Raw genomic sequence first — 3,228 nt, 5'->3', positions numbered from 1 at the left:
AGGTGATCGCGCCCGGCCGCCAGCCCGCAGAGGTTGGCCGTGGCGGAGCCCCCGACGAAACCGGCGGCGGTGCCTCCGGGAAGGCCGAAGAGGTCCACGAGCCACTCCTCGCAGACTTCCTCGAGGACCGACACGACCGGGGACATCACGTAGAGGGCGGCGTTCTGGTCCCACGCGTCGACGAGCCATTTCGCGGCGAGGGAAGCGGGGACGACTCCCCCGTTGACAAAGCCGAAGTAACGCCCTCCCACCTGGGCGACCGTCGCCGGGGAGCCGAAACGGTGAAGCCTGTCCAGGATCTCGCCCGGATCGCCGGGCTCCTCGGGGAGTTCATGCCGGAATTCCTCCAGCCTTTGGATAGCCTCTTTCCCCGGGAATACGGGGCGGTCGAGGACCCTGTCCAGGTAATCCTGGGCATACCCCCGGCCTTTTTCGAGCAGGATCTTGTCCAGCGCCTGTTCGCGCATCATTTCGGAGATAGGGCCGTCATCTTTTTTCATCATGTTGACCTCCCGTGGATCGATCCCTGGCGGGATTCTTATTCCTCTGATCCGTTTCCACCCAGCTGCGTATCGGCCCTCCTGGACCTAGAAGATCCTCCCGCCGAGGGGGACGGGGACCCGGTCGACCCCCAGGAGGCTGACGCTGTCTCCGCAGCCGGGAACGCCCAGGACGAGGACCTCCGACATGAACCCCGCGATGTTCCTGGGTGGGAAGTTGACCACGCAGACCACGTAGCGGTCCAGCATCTCCTCCATGGTGTAGTCCTTCCTGGCCTGGAGGCTCGAGTTTTTCACACCGATCTCCTCGCCGAAGTCTATCCGGACCTTATAGGAAGGGTTCTTCGCCCTGGGGAATTCCTGGACGTCGATCACCTTCCCGACGCGCATATCGACCTTTTCAAAGTCGTCATAGGTTATCACCGCTACAATTCCCTCCCTTGTGGTGTGAAACGGGCCGTATCTCCCCCATCAGCAAGCCGTAGAAGCGGAAGGCCTCCAGGATCTTGTCCACCTCGCAGTTCTCGTTGACCCCGTGGGCCAGTTTGTATTCGCCCGGCCCGAAGCCGACGGTGGGTATTCCCATTCCGACGGGGGTAACGGCGTTGGTCCCGAAATCCCAGAAGCCGTACTCCCCTGGCTTTCGCCCGAAGACCTTTTCGTAGGCCCTGTCGCAGGCCTTGACCAGTTCATGGTCCTGGTCGATCTTCCAGGCCCGGTGGAGCGGGAAGTAAACCAGTTCGACGCCGGTCCAGCTCTTCCTGCGAAGGACGCCTATCTCCCAGGAGGCCCTCTTGCCGAGAGTGAGGGCATCCATCTCGCGCTTCACGTCCTCCTCGGTCTCCCCGGGGACCAGTCTCCTGTCGAGGTAGATGCTGCACTCGCTGGGGACGGCGTTCAGGGAGGCGCTGACGCAGGAGATGTCGGAGAGGACGATCGTCCCATGGGGTGAGCCCAGGGCGGCCAAGTTATCGTTCAGTTTTTCGACGCGGGTTATTATCTCGGCCATTTCGTAGACGGCGTTGACGCCCTTTTCGGGGGCGGAGCCGTGGGCCGACACGCCATGGGTGCGCAGGAGCACCTGGGCCTTGCCCTTGTGACCCAGGGTGACCAGGTTGTTCGAGGGTTCGCAGATGACGACGAAGTCGGGCCTAAGGCCCTTTTCGGTGAAGAGCATCTTGAGGTTTTCCCCGTCGCAGTACTCCTCGCTGACGGTGGCGGTCACGTAGATGGTCCGGCCGTCCTGGAAGCCCAGGTCCCGGGCGGCGACGGCGGAGTAGAGCGAGGCCGCCAGGGAGGACTTCATATCCACCGAGCCACGGCCGTAGATACGGCCGTCCTTTATATCGGCGCCGAAGGGGGGCGATATCCACTCCTCCTCGTCGTTGACCTCCACGGTGTCCATGTGGGAGTCGAAGAGGACGCACCCGGGACCATCGCCGATGCGGCCCATCACGTTGCCGACGGCATCGATGAAGACCTCATCGTAACCCAGTTCCTCCATCTTCCCCGCCACCAGCCGGGCCACGCCTTCTTCCTCGCCGGAGTAGCTGCGGATCTGCACCAGTTTCCGGGCAAATTCGATCACGGCGTTGTCGTACTTCCGGAATACATCCTCATGCCTTTCATCGAGCATCGTCATCACTCCCCTGCCTTTCGCCGGGCGCCCTCTTCCAAATTATAAACACCCCGATAGCCCGGCAAAGAAGCCGGGTCTACCCATCGCTCCTCCAGGTATTAGAATAGCCGAAAAAGGAACGATCGGAGTGAAGACCATGGAGGCCATACTTGAAAGCATACTCGACGCTATAGGCGACACCAGGATTGTCAACTGCGGAAGACTTGTCCGTCATTGGGATCTCGACGGAGTCATCCTGGCGAAACTGGAGTATCTGAACCCGGGCTTCAGCAAGAAGGACAGGGTGGGGCTGCACATGGTCCTCGAGGCGGAAGAGAAGGGGTGGATAAAGCCGGGGGACACCATCGTGGAACTGACCAGCGGCAACACCGGCACGGGGCTCGCCCTGGCCTGCGGGATAAAGGGCTACCGCTTCGTGGCGGTCATGTCCGAGGGCAACTCCATGGAGAGGGCGAGGATGATGCGCGCCCTGGGGGCGGAAGTGGTGCTGGTGCCGCAGGCGCCGGGCTCGGTCACGGGCCAGGTCTCGGGAAGGGACCTGGAGCTGGTCGACGAGGAGGCCCGGCGGTTGGTCAGGGAGCGCGGCGCCTTCAGGGCCGACCAGTTCGCCATGAGGGGCAACGTCATGGGGGAGAGGGTTTCCGGCGAGGAGATATGGCGCGACACCGGGGGCAAGGTGGACGCCTTCGTCGATATGGCCGGGTCGGGGGGCTCCTTCACGGGGATCTCCAGCGTTCTGAAGGAGCACAACCCAAGGATACGGTGCTACCTCGGCGAACCCGCCGAGGCGGCCTATTTTGGGAACCCGGGAGGCAGCGGCAGCCACAGGATACAGGGGTGCGGCTATTCCAGGGAACTACCATTGCTGGACCGCTCGCTGGTGGACGGCTTCATCTCCGTGACCGACGACGAGGCCGTCTCCGGGGCCAGGGCCCTGGCCCGCTTCGAGGGAATCTTCGGGGGCTTCTCCTCCGGCGCCCATGCCGCCGCGGCCCGCCAGCTACTGGAGGGACCTGAAAAGGGCAAGACGGTGCTCTTCCTGGTCTGCGATTCGGGGCTCAAGTATCTGAGCACGGAGTTGTACTGAGT

4 protein-coding genes are annotated in these 3,228 nt (G+C 62.9%); 1 reads left to right on the top strand and 3 read right to left on the bottom strand.

All coding sequences use genetic code 11. The annotated features are described in order from the left end of the window. From GX108_00360 to GX108_00350, 3 genes are all read right to left on the bottom strand, one after another. On the bottom strand, window positions 1-503 hold a 503-nt coding region (locus GX108_00360), incomplete at its 3' end, for an aspartate aminotransferase family protein (protein NLO55500.1). An 84-nt stretch (window positions 504-587) separates the two neighbouring features. After that, complete coding sequence (locus GX108_00355) at window positions 588-932, bottom strand: tRNA-binding protein (protein NLO55499.1); 345 nt, start codon at window positions 930-932, stop codon at window positions 588-590. Then, a complete protein-coding gene (locus tag GX108_00350; GenBank protein NLO55498.1) occupies window positions 910-2,136 on the bottom strand; it encodes a YgeY family selenium metabolism-linked hydrolase in 1,227 nt (408 codons plus the stop codon). Before GX108_00350 ends, GX108_00355 begins: the two co-directional genes overlap by 23 nt. 139 nt (window positions 2,137-2,275) lie before the next feature. Between GX108_00350 and GX108_00345 the strand changes: the two genes are divergently transcribed. Then, complete coding sequence (locus tag GX108_00345) at window positions 2,276-3,226, top strand: cysteine synthase family protein (GenBank protein ID NLO55497.1); 951 nt, start codon at window positions 2,276-2,278, stop codon at window positions 3,224-3,226. Window positions 3,227-3,228: the final 2 nt, after the last annotated feature.

The organism is Thermovirga sp., from assembly GCA_012523215.1.
Taxonomy (GTDB): domain Bacteria; phylum Synergistota; class Synergistia; order Synergistales; family Thermovirgaceae; genus 58-81.
This window is presented reverse-complemented; position numbering and strand designations above follow the sequence as displayed.